This is a genomic window from Leptospira bouyouniensis (genome assembly GCF_004769525.1).
Taxonomy (GTDB): Bacteria; Spirochaetota; Leptospiria; order Leptospirales; family Leptospiraceae; genus Leptospira_A; species Leptospira_A bouyouniensis.
This window is the reverse complement of the sequence record NZ_RQFT01000011.1, coordinates 374,803-392,341: the sequence shown is the minus strand read 5'-3', so window position 1 is coordinate 392,341 and position 17,539 is coordinate 374,803. Positions and strand designations below refer to the sequence as shown.

General features: G+C 40.2%; 14 protein-coding genes. 6 read left to right on the top strand and 8 right to left on the bottom strand.

Going from position 1 to position 17,539, the window contains the following annotated elements; genetic code table 11:
• Window positions 1-2: 2 nt before the first annotated feature.
• Together EHQ43_RS13470 and EHQ43_RS13465 are read right to left on the bottom strand one after the other, a co-directional pair.
• Window positions 3-1,520 (bottom strand): 2-isopropylmalate synthase, encoded by a 1,518-nt coding sequence (locus tag EHQ43_RS13470; RefSeq protein WP_135771472.1) that lies wholly within the window; start codon window positions 1,518-1,520, stop codon window positions 3-5.
• Window positions 1,521-1,537: 17 nt separating this feature from the next.
• Window positions 1,538-2,929 (bottom strand): hypothetical protein, encoded by a 1,392-nt coding sequence (locus EHQ43_RS13465; RefSeq protein ID WP_135771471.1) that lies wholly within the window; start codon window positions 2,927-2,929, stop codon window positions 1,538-1,540.
• A gap of 15 nt (window positions 2,930-2,944) precedes the next feature.
• On the opposite strand from EHQ43_RS13465, the gene EHQ43_RS13460 reads away from it, so the two are divergent.
• The gene (locus EHQ43_RS13460) at window positions 2,945-3,304 is read left to right on the top strand and encodes a VOC family protein (RefSeq protein ID WP_135771470.1); all 360 of its coding nucleotides are present in this window, start codon (window positions 2,945-2,947) and stop codon (window positions 3,302-3,304) included.
• On the opposite strand, the gene EHQ43_RS13455 is transcribed toward EHQ43_RS13460, so the two are convergent.
• Window positions 3,289-4,053, bottom strand: coding sequence for a glycerophosphodiester phosphodiesterase (locus EHQ43_RS13455; RefSeq protein WP_135771545.1), 765 nt, complete (start codon window positions 4,051-4,053; stop codon window positions 3,289-3,291). The genes EHQ43_RS13460 and EHQ43_RS13455 overlap by 16 nt on opposite strands.
• 4 nt (window positions 4,054-4,057) lie before the next feature.
• On the bottom strand, window positions 4,058-4,768 hold the full coding sequence (locus EHQ43_RS13450) for a queuosine precursor transporter (protein WP_135742120.1): 711 nt from the start codon (window positions 4,766-4,768) through the stop codon (window positions 4,058-4,060).
• A gap of 144 nt (window positions 4,769-4,912) precedes the next feature.
• Between EHQ43_RS13450 and EHQ43_RS13445 the strand changes: the two genes are divergently transcribed.
• Both EHQ43_RS13445 and EHQ43_RS13440 read left to right on the top strand, forming a co-directional pair.
• The gene (locus tag EHQ43_RS13445) at window positions 4,913-6,499 is read left to right on the top strand and encodes a glycosyl hydrolase family 18 protein (protein WP_135771469.1); all 1,587 of its coding nucleotides are present in this window, start codon (window positions 4,913-4,915) and stop codon (window positions 6,497-6,499) included.
• A gap of 1 nt (window position 6,500) precedes the next feature.
• Window positions 6,501-7,499, top strand: a complete 999-nt coding sequence (locus EHQ43_RS13440; protein ID WP_135771468.1) for an L-threonylcarbamoyladenylate synthase — start codon at window positions 6,501-6,503, stop codon at window positions 7,497-7,499.
• Window positions 7,500-7,597: 98 nt separating this feature from the next.
• Here EHQ43_RS13440 and EHQ43_RS13435 read toward each other — a convergent pair whose 3' ends face one another.
• On the bottom strand, window positions 7,598-9,118 hold the full coding sequence (locus EHQ43_RS13435; RefSeq protein WP_244242807.1) for a S49 family peptidase: 1,521 nt from the start codon (window positions 9,116-9,118) through the stop codon (window positions 7,598-7,600).
• 152 nt (window positions 9,119-9,270) lie between these two features.
• On the opposite strand from EHQ43_RS13435, the gene uvrA reads away from it, so the two are divergent.
• Together uvrA and EHQ43_RS13425 are read left to right on the top strand one after the other, a co-directional pair.
• Window positions 9,271-12,162 (top strand): excinuclease ABC subunit UvrA, encoded by a 2,892-nt coding sequence (uvrA, locus tag EHQ43_RS13430; RefSeq protein ID WP_135771467.1) that lies wholly within the window; start codon window positions 9,271-9,273, stop codon window positions 12,160-12,162.
• Between the two features lie 5 nt (window positions 12,163-12,167).
• A complete protein-coding gene (locus EHQ43_RS13425) occupies window positions 12,168-13,214 on the top strand; it encodes an acyl-CoA dehydrogenase (protein ID WP_135771466.1) in 1,047 nt (348 codons plus the stop codon).
• Window positions 13,215-13,299: 85 nt separating this feature from the next.
• On the opposite strand, the gene EHQ43_RS13420 is transcribed toward EHQ43_RS13425, so the two are convergent.
• The 3 genes from EHQ43_RS13420 to EHQ43_RS13410 are packed head-to-tail and all read right to left on the bottom strand — an operon-like array spanning window position 13,300 to window position 15,995.
• Window positions 13,300-14,280: a cation diffusion facilitator family transporter gene (locus EHQ43_RS13420; protein ID WP_135754205.1), complete on the bottom strand. Its 981-nt coding sequence runs from the start codon at window positions 14,278-14,280 to the stop codon at window positions 13,300-13,302.
• Window positions 14,273-15,337: an OmpA family protein gene (locus tag EHQ43_RS13415; protein WP_167481793.1), complete on the bottom strand. Its 1,065-nt coding sequence runs from the start codon at window positions 15,335-15,337 to the stop codon at window positions 14,273-14,275. The genes EHQ43_RS13420 and EHQ43_RS13415 overlap by 8 nt, the downstream gene beginning before the upstream one ends.
• The gene (locus EHQ43_RS13410) at window positions 15,324-15,995 is read right to left on the bottom strand and encodes a hypothetical protein (RefSeq protein WP_244242806.1); all 672 of its coding nucleotides are present in this window, start codon (window positions 15,993-15,995) and stop codon (window positions 15,324-15,326) included. The genes EHQ43_RS13415 and EHQ43_RS13410 overlap by 14 nt, the downstream gene beginning before the upstream one ends.
• Before the next feature lie 86 nt (window positions 15,996-16,081).
• Between EHQ43_RS13410 and mgtE the strand changes: the two genes are divergently transcribed.
• On the top strand, window positions 16,082-17,485 hold the full coding sequence (mgtE, locus tag EHQ43_RS13405; protein ID WP_135742112.1) for a magnesium transporter: 1,404 nt from the start codon (window positions 16,082-16,084) through the stop codon (window positions 17,483-17,485).
• The last annotated feature ends 54 nt before the right edge of the window (window positions 17,486-17,539 follow it).

Here is a 17,539-nt window from a genome sequence, read left to right as displayed (position 1 = left end):
CATCACAACCGGTTCAGTGCATTGATGTATGCTTTGGCACATGCTTCAATGATATCAGTAGAATCACCTTTTCCCACAACTCGCCTTTCCCCTTCTTCTAGAGTGACAGATGCCTCTGCCATTGCATCCGTTCCTTCTGTGACTGGTGAAATCACAAGCCGAGACAATAAGGGAGAAAGACCAGTTACCGAACTAATTGCTTTGAAGATACTATCAACAGGACCATCCCCTTTGGCTTCTCCTGTTTTTATTTCACCTTTGCATTGTAAGTTGACTTTTGCAAATGGAGTTTTGTCAGAGCCAGTATTTTGTTCAAAGGATAAAAGTTTGTAGGTTTCATCCACTTGGGAACGGCTAATTTCGGATTGGAAGAGGGCAGCAATGTCTTCATCAAACACTTCCTTTTTTTTGTCTGCAATTTCCAAAAACCGATTGTATGCATTATCAATTTCTTCTGGTTTTGGATCAAATCCCATACGGATGATTCGATCTTTGAATCCGGCTCTTCCTGAGTGGCGACCAAGAACCATTCGATTTGATTTTAATCCTACCGATTCTGGGGTCATAATTTCATAGGTTTGGCGATTTTTAATCACACCATCTTGGTGGATCCCTGATTCATGAGCGAAGGCATTTGCTCCCACAATGGCTTTGTTAGGTTGTACAACCATTCCCGTAATGGTTTTTACCAAATGAGACCCACGTGTGATAAGGGTAGAATCAATCTTTGTTTCCACACCAAAGGTATCTTTTCTTGTTTTAAGAGCCATCACCACTTCTTCCATGGCGGTATTCCCTGCGCGTTCCCCAATCCCGTTGATGGTACATTCAATTTGACGTCCACCGGCAAGTACTGTGGCAAGGGAATTAGCAACTGCGAGTCCAAGGTCATTATGGCAATGGGCAGAAAAAATGACTTTGTCTGCACCTTTTACTTTTTCTTTTAGAAATCGAAAGAGATCCATGTATTCTTGTGGCGTTGTGTATCCCACGGTATCTGGGATATTGATCGTTGTGGCCCCTTCTTCGATGACTGCTTCAACTAACTCTCGTAAGAATTCCCATTCAGAACGAGTGGCATCTTCTGGTGAAAACTCAACATCAGGAACAAAGTCTTTTGCCATCCGAACTGCAATCCTTGCCATTTCGAGGACTTCTTTTGGCGACTTCCCCAACTTGTGTTTCATATGAATGGGAGAGGAGGCAATGAAGGTATGGATGCGTTTGGATTTTGCGGGTTTAAGCGCATCTCTTGCTGCCTCTAAATCAGGCCTTAGGGCACGGGCTAAACCACAAATGGTGGGGCCTTCGATTTCACGAGCAATCCTTTCCACCGCTTTGAACTGAACAGGAGAGGATACAGGGAACCCTGCTTCAATGATGTCAACTTTCATCCGAGCGAGGTGGCCGGCAATTTCTACCTTCTCATCCTCACTCATCGCAGCACCAGGGCACTGCTCTCCGTCTCGTAAAGTGGTATCAAAAATCCGAACGTAATCTTCCATCTCCTTCCAGATCATAGTTTCCCCGAAGTCTGTCAAGGAGTATGGAAAGCACCTGTGATCCAGCGGTAAGGTTTCCCTTGATTGTCGATCGGGAAGGGTTCTTTTTTCCCTTCTGACCAAAACCGAATGGGTTTTTCAAAGTCATAGGAAACTTTCTGTTTGGTTACTGTAAGGAAGCTCTCTGCTACGGCTTGCCTTGGTTTTGGGAAAGAGGAAAGAACTAGGATCCAAAGGGCAAAAGAGGCAAAGATGAGAGAAATGGGAAACCGGTTGCAAACAGTTTGCAAAAACCAACTGAGTCCTAGGAAACAAAGAAACCAAATGGGGAACAGGTAGCGGATGGGATAAGGGTGAAGGTAGGTGAATCGTCCCACAACAATGAGTAATAAAAGAAGCACAGGAATCAAAGTCAGAAGTAAAATCCGAATGCGAAACGGAAATTTTGAAACCGTGAAAAGACAAAACGAAATCAAAAGAAGTAAGGATCCATTCTGGTAGAAGATGTGTTTGGATACATCGAAGAGATAGGTATACGACAAAAAGAAGATTCGATCCGCAGATTTATCGGAAAGTGACTTCAATAAAATCCCAAAACTATTGGGGATCTGGAGTGTATGTTTGATTCCGTAAAAAGTGAGTTCATTCAACAAAAGAAACATGAGGATGATAAAATTGAGTTTCCATCCAAGAACTTTCGGAAGCCGACGACTGTTTTTCTTTCGGATTTCAAAGTGGTAAACAGTCATAAAACAAAGAAAACCAATACAAAAAGAATACCTGTCAGAAAGATACAGTATGCTAAACCCAATCCAATAGAAAAACAACCGTAGGATTAGATTTCGTTTGTTACCATATACACCCCAGTTTTGTTTTCTAAGATTGAATCCAAGGACACTCACAAGGAAGAAACTAAAAAAGAATCCAGTACTGTGGTGTGCATTGGTAAAAAAATACACAAAGGGCAAAGGGTTGTCATTTAGCAAACTACTTAGAACCGAAAATATGATGATAAAGGTTTGGAAATAAAACAAAAACAAAAGAGATTGATGTTTGGAAAGGAATTCATTTAACACCCAATAGATGCCAAGTGTAACAAAACCCATTTGGACCATTCCATACACCGTTGGTAAATACAAAAATGGAATCAAAAAATACAAAACCGACATGAGTACAAGGTCAGGGAAAAAATAGGGAGAAGGTGGAAAGTACCAGTGTTTGATGCCTTTCCCAGAGAATACATCTAAAATCACCAAAGGGCTATAGAGTTGGTCTGCAGAATGTAAGGGTTGAAAATAAATCGTTTCGCATAACAAAAAGTTGATGATGCTTGTTAGGATGAGAAACGAGAAAAGTAGAAACTGTTGGTATTTTTCTGTACGAAACCATTTTGAAACAAAAATAGATTGGAAAAATCTGTCTAACATAACGAGATGAAACCTATGTTGAAACTAAGTCCCGATGAGGAAAGATCACTTTCTTTTTATTCCGTCAATTTGGAAGGAGGTGAAAATTGTTCCGAACCTCTTCACTTCTACCAATCCATTGTAGGGGGTGAAGTTCTGAAAGAAAGTTTTGGCCATGCAGAACTCCTTGTCTTTGGAACCTTAAGGATGGTATTTTCAAAACAAACGGAGGGATGCCCAGTGCGCCCCGGTACCATCACGTTGGAATGGGAAAAAGGAAAGGAAAACGACCCCAAACTGCAAAAGTTCAAAACCCTTCAATCCCACCCAACAAAAGCGTATTCCCTCTATGAAGACCCTTGGGGGAACTGGGTTTGGGTTTATTTTTCTAAATAATGAAGGAGCCTGTCTGGGTAGTCCGTGATGAGTCCAAAAACTCCAACTTCCAATAATGACTTCCATTCCTCTTCCGTATTGGGAGTGTATGGAATGACAAGTAGTCCCTCCGCCTGGCACTTCCTTACAAACTCTTTTGTACAAAGTGAGTGGTGAGGTAAAATCAAATCGGGTTCATATTGCATGTAACCTTCGTTAAGCGTATCTCCTTTTTCGATGAGAAGCCCCCGAAGCACTTCTGGTTCTTCTTTTCGAACAAGGTCCACAAGGTCCCAATCAAAACTACTCACCCAAATTCGGTCCTGTATTTTGTATTTACGAATGAGTTTGACAACTGCTTTGGCAAGTGATTCCCTCTCTTCCGTTTTTCCTTCACTTTTGAGTTCAATGTCAAACACTGTGTTTTGTGGAAGGGTTTGCACCACCTGCGATAGAGTGGGAATCTGTTCCCCTTCAAATGCTTCACCAAAAAAACTACCTGCATCAAGTTCGGCTAATTTCCGATAGGTGAATTCAGATACCTTACCTTTTCCATCGGTCGTTCTATCAACTGTAAAGTCATGGATCACAACAAGATCCCCTGAGCCACATAACATGGTATCAAGTTCAAAGTAATGGGTGGATTCTGATCCCACAAGAAACGACACAAGCGTATTTTCTGGGGCAAGACCTCTTGCGCCTCGGTGCCCTATGTTTGCGGGAAGTTTTCCGAGAAGTGATTGTAACCTTTCGGTTCTTGGTTTCCACATGGGTTTACCCTGGTTGGATGGTGGATTCATATCCTTCTTCTTCCATCGCTTGTTTGAACATCTGTTGTTTTAACGTTTCACCTAAGTAACGATCGATGTAGATATGGATCGCATAGAGAAGTGGGGTAATGAGAATCGCAACTCCCATTTTGTATAAAAAATTGGTACTCGCGATGGAGACAAGTTTTGGAACTGGGTGGTATTTTCCTAGGGCAATGAAGATCACGACGAAGGAATCAATTAGCTGAGAAATGACAGTGGAACCTGTGGCACGTAACCAGATATGTTTTCCCTTTGTTTTTTTTCGTAGGAAGTGGAAGGTATGTAGGTCAATCATCTGCCCAATTACATACGCGATGATGGAGCCAAGGATCACAAGGCCAGAATTGGCAAAGACCTTTTCAAAGGAGGCGTCATCAATGGGAGAATCAGGGCTTGCGGGGATTTGGATGTCGATGACAATGAGTAGGTAAGCAAAACCAATCATCACCATTCCAAGAAAGGTTGTAGCACGGACTACTTTCCTTCCAAAGTATTCATTGAGTAAATCAGTGATGATAAAGGTAACTGGGAAAGGGATGACCCCCATGGTCATCGTAAACCCGAAGGCAAAAAATAATTTACTACCGGTGAGTTCCGCAAGCAGTAAAAACGTTAAGAAAAAACTTAATAGGACTGTATAAAGGATCACAGGTTTTTGTTTTAAAGCATTCATGGATTTCTTTTCCTCCCATTCCAATTTTCACTAGGAGAGAATCCCTCCTAAAAAATCATGGGTAACAGATAGATAGGGTGAGATTTGATTATTCTCTACTCTTTTTTTCTCACAAGTTCGATAATCAATTTAGAAGAAACGTATATGTCTGAATCACAATCCCCTAATCCCCAAAAACACCCTCTTTCGAATGTGGCGAAATATTCGTTATTATTTACCTCTTGGTTCTTTTTATCCGCCATTTCGTTTTATTTGGGAATGAATCTCATGCAAAATTCGGGATCCACTTTGGTGTTAAAAGACCTTCCTAAAACTGGGAATACAAACCCAAGTGTTGTAGAAGCATCTACACCATCACTTGGAACTCCATCTGAAATGGAGACTTCGGACCAAACGGAATCCAAACCAACAACGTCTGTCGAAGAAGAAGTGATGGAAACCCCAAACTTTTTACCGGATGAGAATGTGAGTTTCAGATCTTCTGCTTGGTCAACCGATTGGACAGCGATGAAAAAGACAGTCCATTTGTACAATGAAATCCATCCGTTTATCTATACCATGAAAGGCGGTCTTTCGAATAATGGGGAACTTATTTCCAGTTGGTCATCTTCTTCCAGAAAGGAACGAGTCCAAGAGCTACGTGCACTGAATCCAAAAGTGAAAATCATCCCTACGATCTTTCGCTGGGAAAATCCAAAAGAAAAAATCCAAGAAAATATTGGAATGGGTGGGCGAAATGATATCCGTGACCACCACATCCAAGTGATTGTGAATGAAATTTTGACCTATGGATATGATGGAATTGACATTGATTATGAAGGTATGTCCTGCGATAAAAAAGAAAAGTTTGAAGAATTTTTTGCCCAACTTGCTAAGGAAGTGCATAAAAAGGGAAAACTGATTTCTGTGGCAGTCCATCCCAAAACCCCAGCCGAAAAATCGAAAAGGAAAGAACTACATTGCCGTGGTCTTTCAAAACCCATCCAATTGGATTTTCGGGAAAATTGGAGAGGGCCAACGACTCATGATTATGAATTCCTAGCCAAACATGCTGACCGTGTAAAAATCATGGCGTATGAACTTCACCCAAGAAAGTACCATAACCCAGGCCCTGGTCCACAAGCACCAAATGTTTGGTTGAAAGACATCATTACCTATGCCAAAAAAAGAGTTCCTACACATAAACTCTATATGGCAATTCCTACATATGGTTATGACTGGGCTCTTAATTGTAAGGCATCCGCAAAAGCCATTTACCATTCTGATGCGCAAAGGATCAAAGCAGGCGTACATAAAAATCGTCAGCCTACAGATATCAATCGTATCTTAAATGAAGAAAACAAAGTTGCCAGTTGGAAAAACCTATCTAAGTTTTCTGACATCCATAAAAACAGAGCTTATGAAGACCCTTCTTTATGGTATACCAGTGGTGGTTGTGACCGTGTTGCGTTTTATATGAACAGACGTGCTTTTGAAGAGAAAATGAATCTCCTTCGTAAATATGACTTAGGTGGTTTTTCTTTTTGGCAACTTGTCACAGACAATGACCCTGAGATTAATGTTTACCTCAGTAAACTTGTCCAAGGGAAAATTCCTCCCGTAGAAAAAGCAAAAGAGGAAGAAGAACCAAAAGAAGAAACAACGATTCAAAATTTAGAGTCAAAAGAAACGCTGAAAGTTTCTGATTCGAAATCAAAACAAAAATCCAATTCAAAAACCAAACAGTTCTAAAATGAAAACCCTGATCTCTTCGGATGTTCGTTTGCTTGCGGACCTCATCCGAAAAGGAGGGGTGGTTGTGTTTCCGACAGAAACTGTTTACGGGATTGGTGCTTCGAGTACGAACGAAGAGGCTTGCAAACGAATTTACCAAATCAAAGGTAGACCGAGTGATAACCCCCTTATTGCCCATTTTGATTCCATTGAGTCCATTGAAAAAGTTTGTGTCGTAAATGATTTAGCCAAACGATTGTTACAGGAGTTCTCTCCTGGTCCTTTAACCTTAGTCCTTCCCAAACTAGATGGAACTATTTTTCCGAAAGAGATCAGCACACTGGCAGTTCGTATTCCTAAAAACCCTATTTTACGCAAATGGATTGAAGCTTGTGGAAGTCCCATTTCTGCCCCATCTGCCAATCTTTCGGGAAGGCCATCACTTACTCGCATGACAGATGTTGTGCGTTATTTTGATGGAGTTGTGGATGGTATATTTCTGGCTGAAGAACCAAGTTTAGGAATTGAATCTACGGTTGTGGGAATGCACCTAAACCCACCGGTCCTACTTAGGCCTGGTTCCATAGAATCAAAGGATTTACGTCAATTTTTACCCAATTTAATGGTACCAAAATCCTTTCAGGTGAAAGGAGAGGCCATTCCAGAGAGTCCCGGGATGAAGTACAAACACTATTCTCCGAAGGCAAACGTAATCCTTTGCCAACCGGCGGAATTTCAGTCTCGATTCCAAAAGCAAAAAGAAAATTCAGATTATGCTTGGATTGGATTTTCATTCCCTGGAATGGATATGGGAAAGGATGGATTGGAACCTGGTTTGAAGCCTTTCGAACGAATCAAACCAGTATTTTCCAATCAGGAGTATAGTTCTGTTTTGTATGCTTTTTTTGAGTTTTGTGACCTAAAGGGAATCGATACAATTTACTGCGAAGAACCGACATTAGGTGAAGGGAGAGAAGCACTCCTCAACCGATTGGAGAAGGCTTCTCAATTGGAATGAACGAAATTTCCTCCCAAGAACTCTCAAGTAAGCTCTGAGAATAGGTAGGCAAAAAAACCTCCGCATTGTCTCCCTTCACTATTACCATTTCCAATCCACTATCTATTTTTCCACCGAAGTTTGGTGTGGGAGAGAAGGGATACTTCCCCTAACGATTCCAATAATTGTAACTCGGATAAAAGTCCACCAAGGAGGGGGATCTTATTTTTGAGATTGTAAGATGGGAGTTCTTCCGTTAAGTAAATGGCTTTTCCACCTAATTTCTCTTTGACAAAGCTTATGGCATCGAGAAGTCCACCAAGAGAATCAACAATTTGATTTTCTGTTGTTGGTAAATATACGCGTCCCATTCCAATTTTAGGAAGTTCCGATATAGGGATTTTTCGGCCTTCGGACACTCGTTTATAAAACAAAGCCTCAATCTTTTTGATTTGGGATTCTAAATACTTGACACTTTGTTTGGAGAGGGGCTGGAACTCGGAATGGATGTCCCGAAAGGGATAAAAACCAACTGCTTCTTTATTCAAATGGAATTTTTTATAAAGTTTTTGTAAGTTTGCTCGGATGCTAACGGCACCAATTGATCCTGTGATGCAAACAGGGGATGCTGTGATATAATCAGCCGCAGTGGCAATATAATACCCACCACTTGCGACAGTGTCTTTAAAATAAGCTGTGACCAATTTTGATTTTTTTAATTCCAAAATTTCTTGGTGGATTTGTTCGGAATAAAAGGCTGAGCCACCTGGAGAAGAAATTTCTAAGATGACAGCTTTAATTTTTTTATCTTCACCTAATGCCTTTAAGGTGGGAATGAGCGAGAAAGCTTCAATTTTCCCGTTTTCTCTATTTTTATGCAGGTAATCCCCACCAGTAATCCCACCATCGATGGGAAGGATGACCACTTCTTGTTTGCGTTTGGGAAATAGTGAAAATTCTTTGATCTTTTGGTAAAGAGTTGGGTATGACGGTGAAAAGAGTTTTCGATCAGAGGAAAAAAATTCGGTTTCAGTTTTAATGCCTTGTACCACACCTTCGGTTAGTAATTCCTCAGCAGATAACATTGGTCTGTAAAAGAGTGGTTCTAAGTTTTGATTTCCATTGGTTAGCGCAGTAAGGATCACTGTCCGAAGGTCAATCACGAGTGTTTCTAAATTTTTTCTCGCTTCTTTTGAGAATTCTCCACGAGTGAAACTTTCGGCAAAGGATTTATATGGGCCAGAGGCAAAGGCTTGTACCTCAATCCCCCATGTTTTAAGAAACTTACCAAAAAACATGGGTTCGGCGCTAGGGAGTAAAATCATAAATTCGGATTCCGGAGCAAGGTAAATTTCACTGGCAGCCGTGAGTAATAGTAAACTTCCTAGTCCCCCTTCTTTGGCAAACATCCGAATGGTTTTCCCTGCTTCTCGTATGTTTTTTAGTTCATTTCTGATCTCATAAAATTCCGATAACGTCCATTCTAAGGGAGGTAAACTGATATCGACTGTTTTGATCTTGGGATTTTTCTCAATGGTTTTGAGTAAAACAAGGAGTTCAAGACGAGTGATCGTTTCTTCTTTGCCTTGGAGTTTTTTGACAAAAAAGGATTTGTAAGAATCTTCAAAGACTGGGGGCATTTCCAATTCGTATACTTCTTTGCCTCGTTGGAAAAATAGGCTTAGACGTAGGTAAATCAGGTACAAAACTCGAAATGGCAAGAAAAGAAGGAAAAAAAGAATTCGAAACACGGTGAGTCCTCTTCCCTCCATTCCTTAAAATTCTTTCCAGAATGAAAGAGGAAAACAAGCTATCCGATGTGGATTCCTTTATTCGTATTCGTGGCGCTCGTGAACATAACCTAAAAAACCTAAACCTTGACATTCCGAGAGACAAACTAGTGGTCATCACTGGACTATCTGGTTCTGGAAAGTCTTCGCTTGCCTTTGATACCATTTATGCCGAAGGGCAAAGGCGGTATGTCGAATCCCTTTCCAGTTATGCCAGGCAATTCCTTGGACAAATGGAAAAACCCGAGGTGGACCAAATTGAGGGATTAAGCCCCGCAATCTCCATCGAACAAAAAACCACACACCGTAACCCTCGTTCTACTGTGGGAACGGTAACAGAAATTTATGACTACTTGCGTTTGTTATATGCTCGAGTGGGGAAACCACATTGCCCTAAGTGTGGAACGGCAATTTCCAGTTTATCCGTCGACCAAATCACAGACAGGATCAATATTTTTCCTGAAGGAACCAAGTTACAAATCCTTGCGCCTGTTATCCAGGGAAAAAAAGGGGAACATAGAGAGGTCCTCGAACGATATAAAAAAGAGGGTTTCAACCGAGTGCGTGTGAATGGGGAAGTATACTCTCTAGAAGACGAAATCCCCTTAAAGAAAAACTTCAAAGCAGATATCGATATCGTTGTAGACAGGATTGTGATGAAACCGGGAATCCAATCTCGATTGTCTGACTCTGTGGAAACAGCTTTAAAAACAGCGGATGGAATCGTTGTGGTAGAAGATGGGGAAAAAGATCATCTGTTTTCCCAAAAACTATCCTGTCCCAAATGTGATGATGTGAGTATCCCTGAACTCACACCTAGACTTTTTTCCTTTAACTCCCCATTTGGTGCTTGTTCCCAATGTGATGGACTTGGTGCACTTCTTGAGTTTGATGAGGCGCTTCTTGTGACAGATCGAGAAGCATCTCTTGCGGAAGGTTGTATTGAAGCATGGGGAGGATCCAAATCCAATTCGTATTGGTATATGGCCACCATACAAGCGTTATCGAAAAAATTAAAATTTAACTTAAATACAGCTTGGAAGGATTTACCAGAAAAAATTCGGAATACGATTTTACATGGTGATGCTTCCATCCATATCGATTATGATTTTAGGGGAGCCAATTCTCATTATGAATTTTCGAAAAATTACGAAGGTGTGATCCCCAATCTAAAACGTCGTTATAAAGAAACCAAATCGGATTCGATGCGCCAATGGTTTGAATCTTTTATGACAAACCATGATTGTGATGAATGCCATGGGAAACGTTTGCGAAAGGAAGCACTGGCAGTCAAAGTACAAGGCATTGGGATAGATACGTATACTGGTTTCTCCATCGAGAAGGCGTTAGAGTTTACCAAAAAATCAGAATACAAAGGTTCAGAAGATACAATCTCTAAACCCATATTAAAGGAGATACTACAAAGGCTCCATTTCTTAAATGATGTGGGAGTTGGGTATTTGAATTTAAGTCGTTCTGCAGGAACACTTTCCGGTGGAGAGATGCAGCGGATCAGGCTCGCCACTCAAATTGGATCTAGGCTAATGGGAGTGCTTTATATCTTAGATGAACCATCCATTGGACTCCACCAACGGGACAATACGAAGCTCGTGCAAACTTTAAAGGGCTTACGTAATTTAGGAAATACAGTCCTTGTTGTGGAACATGACAAAGAGACCATGGAAGAAGCAGATTACATTGTTGACATGGGACCCGGTGCTGGGGTCCATGGAGGCGAAATTGTTGCTTTTGGAACTCCCGAACAAATCAAGAAGAACAAACACTCTGTAACAGGTAAGTTTTTATCTGGAGAAAAACGAATTTCAAAACCGGAAACAAGGCGAGTGGGGAATGGTAAGTTCTTAAAGATTACGGGAGCAACGCATAACAACCTTAAGAATGTAGATGTTTCTATCCCACTGGGAACACTAACGGTAGTTACGGGAGTATCTGGTTCTGGTAAGTCAACCTTAATCAATGAGATCCTTTATAAGGAACTAGCAAGTTCTGTGATGGGAATGAAACTTGTTCCCGGCAAACACAAAAAAATCCTAGGAAAAGACCAAATCGATAAGGTCATCAATATTGACCAATCTGCCATCGGAAGGACCCCTCGTTCAAACCCTGCCACTTATACTGGTTTATTTACCTTTGTGCGTGATCTTTATAGTGGATTAGAAGAAGCAAAAGTGCGTGGGTATGGGCCTGGGCGTTTTAGTTTTAATGTGGCTGGTGGAAGGTGTGAAAAATGTGAAGGTGATGGGATTTTAAAAATCGAAATGCATTTTTTACCGGACATCTATGTTGAGTGTGAGGTCTGTAAAGGCAAACGATACAACCGTGAGACCCTAGAGGTAAAATACAAAGGGAAAAATATCTCCGATGTACTCGGGATGACAGTGGAAGAAGCTGTTGTGTTCTTTGAAAATATCCCAAACCTCAAACGGAAACTGGATACCTTAATGGATGTTGGCCTTGGTTATATCAAATTGGGACAAGCAGCTACTACCTTTTCCGGTGGTGAAGCCCAAAGGATCAAACTCTCCACGGAGCTTTCCAAACGACCCACAGGAAAAACACTCTATATTTTAGATGAACCAACAACAGGCCTTCACTTTGAAGACATTGAAAAATTATTATCCGTTTTGCAGGTGTTAGTTGATAAAGGAAATTCAATGGTGATCATTGAACATAATTTAGATGTGATCAAAGCTGCAGATTATATTATCGATATAGGGCCGGAAGGAGGAGATGGTGGGGGAGAAGTTATTGCCACTGGGACTCCCGAAGAGGTAGCAGCAGTGAAAGCCTCTTTTACAGGACAATATTTAAAAAAAGTCCTCCAAGAGGAAAACGAGTTGGATGCCAAAATGGCCAAACGAAAGGGAAAATAAGGTTTGTGAAAGAGACAAACGATCCTTCGCCTTATCATTTGTTTTCCAAATGGGGTGAATCTGATTCGATTTACCCAAAGGGTTTTTTAGGAAACCCAGAAGTCCCTCATCCCACAAAGTTTTATCGCAGTTGGAAACCATTTTTATATTCTACGGGCTTTTATGATTTTATTTTAGGAAAAGAGTCATATTATGAGTTTCAAAGAAAACTATCGTCCTTAGCCGAAGAAAAATTCGGTGTTTCCTTAGCACTTTCTTGTATGGTGGAAGTGAATGTGGCGGGAGGAATTTTGAAAGCTTCAAAGTTCCATGAACCCGGCTCCCATTTTTTATGGAATGCATTTTTTGGACAAGACCCTATCCTCATTCTCGCGGCTGGTGTGAGCGAACCAGGGTTTGAAGGAAAATTAAAAAAACTCCAATCGAGCGTCAAAGATGATAAGTTAACAGGGATTAAATCTTTTATCACCAATGGAGGGGAAGCAGATTTCATTTTTTGGGTCACAAAAATAGAAGAAAACTATCCCGTATATTTTGTTTCCAATCCTAAGGCATTCGATCACCCAAACATTCGTGAGAAAAAAATCTTTCATACGGATTTTACACCACAAGTGAGTCACTTACGAATCGAACTGAATGAATTTCCTGTTGCACCAGAGAATCTCCTGGTTCACAATTATGGAGAATTGGGAATGGAACTCCGTTTAAAAGAGTTGTGTTCCCTTGTTTCTTTACTCATTGGTAAAACAAAATCTCTCAGTGTTTTGCATGAAGGAATTTACTTAGAACGGAAATTATTGGTAGATTGGCAAAAACAGTTTTTAGAAAATTTTAAGGGTAATCCCACCAAAGAATTGTTACTCGAAGGTGTTCCTTTTCCCATTTCACCGCTCATCCAAGAAGTGACAAATCACTTCGGACTGAAATCTCCAGAGGATTTAAAATCAATCGATCCTGACTGGCAATTATTCCTCTGGGAAGATCATTTGACTAAATACTTACTGCAAAAGAAAAAACGGAACACTCCAAACGAATTGAATCGCAAATCCTAAAAATTTTCTTAAATTTCAAAGGCGAAGTATTTTTGATTCGAATCTTTCCACTCTCAATTCAATTAAGTACCACATCCAAGGGAACTCAATGGGAATGGTTGTGGGAATGTTTTCCTTTGTGGTCATGGGCATGACCATGTTCATGTCCATGGTGCCCAAACTCGCGTTCGGATTCACGGATGGCAAAAGAATCCAATTTTGCAATTAGGTCTTTGGAAATGATCTCTACGGAAACAAATGGAACTCCAAATTCTTCTTTTAATACTTTATGGATTTCGAATGTGATTTTGTCCCTATTTGCATTTTCGCCAACTGCCACTTGGATTTCCACAGAAAATACACCTGATGTTAGTTTGCGAACGATAATTTTTGGAACTGATTGGATTCCATTCAAAACTTTGATATGTGCGAGTAAATGTTCTTTGTCAAACTCACTGGTATCAGCTTCAATGAGAATTTGGATAGATTCTTTTACAATTCCGTAAGATGTTTTTAAGATAAAAAGTCCAAGCAAGATACTGAGGATACTGTCGACTTGTTTGACACCTGTAAATCGAATGAGAAGAGCTCCAAAAATTACTGCCATCGTTCCTAGTAAATCACTGAGGACATGCAAATACGCTGATTTTAAATTGAGGCTTGTTTTACTCACTCCCACAAGAAGGCCTGCTGAAATCAAATTGATTCCAAAACCAATCAGGGAATACACAAGCATGGTGTCCGCTTCTACATCGACATTTCCATAATAACGCATGTAACTTTCATATAATATAAAAATTGAGATGGCAATCAGTAGCAGTCCGTTTAAGAAAGCAGCGATCACTTCAAATCGATGGAACCCAAAAGGGTATTTTGCATTTGGTTTTTTGGAGGCAATGAGAAGGGCAAAAAGTGATATGATATGTGCAAAAATATCTGCAAAGATATGCCCTGCATCGGCAAACAAAGCAAGGCTTCCACTTTCTTTGGAACCCACCCATTCGATAAAAAATATCATAATGGAAAGTAGTCCCGAAAGACTTAAGTAAAAGATCAGTTTTTTACGTTTGGGACGTTGATTAGTCATTGTTATTACCGAGAGAATTTGCCCCTCTTGGAATCACAACAATGTCCACCCTTCGATTCAGCGCTTTGTTTTCTTTCGTGCTATTGGGTACAATCGGTTGGTATTCTCCATAACCCGCACTTGAAAAGTTTTTTGGATTTAAACTTTTGTTTTGTAAAATAAATTCAAGTACCGCTAATGCCCGTTCGCTTGAGAGATGCCAATTGTTTCGAAATTTTGTTTTAATGGGAACGTTGTCCGTGTGCCCTTCAACGACGATGTAGTTCTCTGGGTACGATGCCAAAATATCCCGAATTTTTTCGATCGCAGGAAGGATGGCTGGTTTTAATTCTGAGGAACCACTATCAAAGGAAATTTTATCATCAATATTGATGATGAGTTTGTTGTGAAAACGCTTCAGACGGATTTGGCCTGAAGTGATTTCTTTTGCTAATTTTTCTTCAAATTCTTTGGTTTGTTCGGATAACCTTTCGAGTTCTCGTTTTTGTTCTTTGGTGAGTTTGCGAAGACTTGCCAGTTCTTCTTCTAAATTGCGAATCCTTTCTTTCAACTCATCCATTTTGGATTCGTAGGTTTCGCGGAGTTTTTGTTCTTTTTGCAAACACTCTCTTTCTTTTTCTTCTAATTTTCGTTTAAGACTATCAATTTCGGCTCTGTCTTTTTCTTCGCGTTTTCTATTTTCTTCTGCTAAGGTTCTTTCTTTATCAGTGCCTTTTTTCTCGATACTACGGAGACGCATATCGTAGTCTCTCAGTTTGTCGGAATATTCATCTTGTTCTTTGGCACGATTTCGTTTTTCTAATTCTAAATCTTCGGTGAGATTGCGGATTTGGGATTGTAGGTCTTTTTTTTCATCTTCTAAACGATTCAGTTCGTTTTGGTGTTGTTTACGGATATCTGCAAGTTCCAATTCCAAAGCATATTTTTCTTTGTAAATTTGGTTATACTCATATGGAAAATATACCCAATCAGCTTGAAGATGAGAGGGGGAAACAATACCTATAAAAAGTAGGCAAGTGGCACTCAGGAAGAGGAGGTGATTTTTATTTGGAGTCATCAAAACTATCCTCTAAATTGACTTTTGGCAGACTAGGTGCTTCTGTTTTGATACGTTCCCAATCAGACAAACGCCTGCGAGCTTCCGATTTTTTTTCGGCATATTGGGTTTCATAAATTTCTTTTTTGATATATTCTGGATCTGCAGGAGTTTTACCTTGGGATTCTTGGAACTTCACAGCAATTTCAGATCGAACTAACTCTAGTTCTGCGATTAGTTCGCCCAACGCTGCTTCTTTCATTTCCAAATAGGCTTTGTCTTCCTTTTCCTTTTGAACCCAAGTTTTGTATCTGGTTTCTTCCTTTGCTCTTTCTAATTCAAACATTTGGCTTTCTTCTAGATACCGCTTGGATGCGTTTGAATCTTCTTTTAATGTAAAGTATGTTTCTTTTGTGCGTCTTAAATCCCTTTCGGCAGCATGTTTGTTTACTTTGGCAGAAGAAATTTTGATCGCTTGTGAAGTGAGAGCATTTGCCTTTCTTTGGTTTGTGACTTCGTTATTTAATTTTATGATTTTGTCTGTGAGGATCTTCGTTGCATTTTTTTGCTCTGAATTCATCACTTCTTCGCGCACATAGGCATCTGGAACTTTGTTGATTTTAGGTTCAAACAAGACACATTGTGAAAAAAGTAAGATAAGAAAAAGATTCGTTTTCAAAAAAGGAACTCGTGCCGACATAGGATATAGCCTATGGTTCACGTGACATAACCGTCAATTGGAAAATTCAGGAAATCCGCTGATTTATGGAAGAAGAAAGAAAGAAAGAGTCAGAATTCCGAATCAAAATCGACAGAGAAAGTGACTCTTATGATGATTTTGTCAATCAAATCAAATCTTCCATCGAAGCCAAAGACCAGTCGAGCCTTAAGTCCATGCTCGATGGGGCTCACCCTGCTGACGTTGTCACACTTTTCAAAGACTTAGAGCGCGAAGAGGAATTATATCTCTTTCGACTTCTCTCAAATGAAGACCAAGCATACTCTCTTGTCAAAATGGAAGAGGAAACACTCGAGTCCTTTTTAGAAGAACTCTCCGTGGATGAAATTTCCAAAACCCTCGATCATATTGAAACCGATGAAACAACGTATCTACTCTCGTACTTACCTAGTGCTAAACGAGAACTTGTACTAGCCAATCTAAGTAAAACCGACAGTTTTGAAATTCGTTCACAATTGGGTTTCCGAGAGTATTCTGCAGGTAGGCTAATGTCAAAGGACTTTGCTACTGTGACCATCACGGACAATGTGAGAAAGGGTATCATCAATGTCCGAAAGAAAGCAAAGGAGATTGAAGACATTTACCAAATTTATGTAACAAACGAAGATGGCGTTTTAGAAGGATTTATCCCCTTAAAAGATTTATTCCTCACTCCTATCAATACCAAGATAGCAAAGATCACTAACTTCTCAGTTTTTGCCTTTCACTACGATGTCGACCAGGAAGAAGTCGCCAATACATTCAAAAAATATGATTTAGTCAGTGCTGCCGTCACTGATGATTTAGGCCGTATCATTGGTCGTATCACTGTTGATGATGTATTAGAAATCGTAGAAGAGGAAGCATCTGAAGATATCCTTCTCATGGCAGGGGTTTCGGAAGACGAAAGATTATCCACCCCGATCTTACAATCAGTGAAAAGAAGGATCATTTGGCTCAATGTCAATCTACTCACAGCCTTTGTGAGTTCTACTGTAGTTGCTTTTTTTGAAGATACCATCTCTCAAATCGTAGTGCTTGCAACCTTGATGCCAATTGTAGCTGGTCTAGGTGGGAATGCAGGGACCCAATCTGTAACGGTTGTTATTCGAAATATAGCCACAGGGGATTTATCGTTTTCCAATTGGTGGGATGCAGTTCGAAAGGAATTTACCATCGGTGTTCTAAATGGCCTTGCGCTTGGAACAGTCACTTTTAGTATGATTTACCTTGTGAAAGGTAACCTGACCTTAGGACTTGTGGTTGGGACAGCAATGTTTGTCAATATGATAGTAGCCTCTCTTGTAGGTTCCCTTGTCCCCATTATCTTAAAAGGGATGAAAATCGACCCAGCCATTGCTTCCTCCATTTTTGTCACGGCGACGACCGACGTCTGTGGGTTTTTCTTTTTCTTAGGTCTTGCAACGATCTTTGCTAAATATTTGGTTTAGGGATTCTCCTTTTTTCGTTAATTTTCTTGCCACTGGAAGAAACCACCAAATACT

Bases quoted from the DNA above. Each gene is read 5' to 3' on its own strand.
- EHQ43_RS13470 (WP_135771472.1), bottom strand. From the start codon at position 1,520: ATGATCTGGAAGGAGATGGAAGATTACGTTCGGATTTTTGATACCACT.
- EHQ43_RS13465 (WP_135771471.1), bottom strand. From the start codon at position 2,929: ATGTTAGACAGATTTTTCCAATCTATTTTTGTTTCAAAATGGTTTCGT.
- EHQ43_RS13460 (WP_135771470.1), top strand. From the start codon at position 2,945: ATGTTGAAACTAAGTCCCGATGAGGAAAGATCACTTTCTTTTTATTCC.
- EHQ43_RS13455 (WP_135771545.1), bottom strand. From the start codon at position 4,053: ATGTGGAAACCAAGAACCGAAAGGTTACAATCACTTCTCGGAAAACTT.
- EHQ43_RS13450 (WP_135742120.1), bottom strand. From the start codon at position 4,768: ATGAATGCTTTAAAACAAAAACCTGTGATCCTTTATACAGTCCTATTA.
- EHQ43_RS13445 (WP_135771469.1), top strand. From the start codon at position 4,913: ATGTCTGAATCACAATCCCCTAATCCCCAAAAACACCCTCTTTCGAAT.
- EHQ43_RS13440 (WP_135771468.1), top strand. From the start codon at position 6,501: ATGAAAACCCTGATCTCTTCGGATGTTCGTTTGCTTGCGGACCTCATC.
- EHQ43_RS13435 (WP_244242807.1), bottom strand. From the start codon at position 9,118: ATGCCCCCAGTCTTTGAAGATTCTTACAAATCCTTTTTTGTCAAAAAA.
- uvrA (WP_135771467.1), top strand. From the start codon at position 9,271: ATGAAAGAGGAAAACAAGCTATCCGATGTGGATTCCTTTATTCGTATT.
- EHQ43_RS13420 (WP_135754205.1), bottom strand. From the start codon at position 14,280: ATGACTAATCAACGTCCCAAACGTAAAAAACTGATCTTTTACTTAAGT.
- EHQ43_RS13415 (WP_167481793.1), bottom strand. From the start codon at position 15,337: ATGACTCCAAATAAAAATCACCTCCTCTTCCTGAGTGCCACTTGCCTA.
- mgtE (WP_135742112.1), top strand. From the start codon at position 16,082: ATGGAAGAAGAAAGAAAGAAAGAGTCAGAATTCCGAATCAAAATCGAC.